This is a genomic window from Stenotrophomonas sp. PS02297, assembly GCF_029959705.1.
GTDB lineage: Bacteria > Pseudomonadota > Gammaproteobacteria > Xanthomonadales > Xanthomonadaceae > Stenotrophomonas > Stenotrophomonas nitritireducens.
In genome coordinates this window covers 1-243 of the sequence record NZ_JASCOS010000265.1, presented here as the reverse complement: position 1 = coordinate 243, position 243 = coordinate 1, and the positions used below count along the sequence as shown (strand labels likewise).

The following is a 243-nucleotide window of genomic DNA, read 5'->3' as shown; positions in this document are numbered from 1 at the left end:
TCAGCATTCGATGACGTTGACGGCCAGCCCACCGCGGCTGGTTTCCTTGTACTTGTCCTGCATGTCGCGGCCGGTGTCGCGCATGGTCTTGATGACCTTGTCCAGGCTGACCTTGTGCTTGCCGTCGCCGCGGATGGCCATGCGCGCGGCGTTGATGGCCTTGACCGCGCCCATGGCGTTGCGCTCGATGCAGGGGATCTGCACCAGCCCGCCGATCGGGTCGCAGGTCAGGCCCAGGTTGTG

General features: G+C 65.4%; 1 protein-coding gene. It reads right to left on the bottom strand.

The window, feature by feature from the left end:
* The coding region (locus tag QMX80_RS19305) for an L-serine ammonia-lyase, iron-sulfur-dependent, subunit alpha (RefSeq protein ID WP_282278792.1) at positions 1-243 on the bottom strand (243 nt) is incomplete at its 5' end.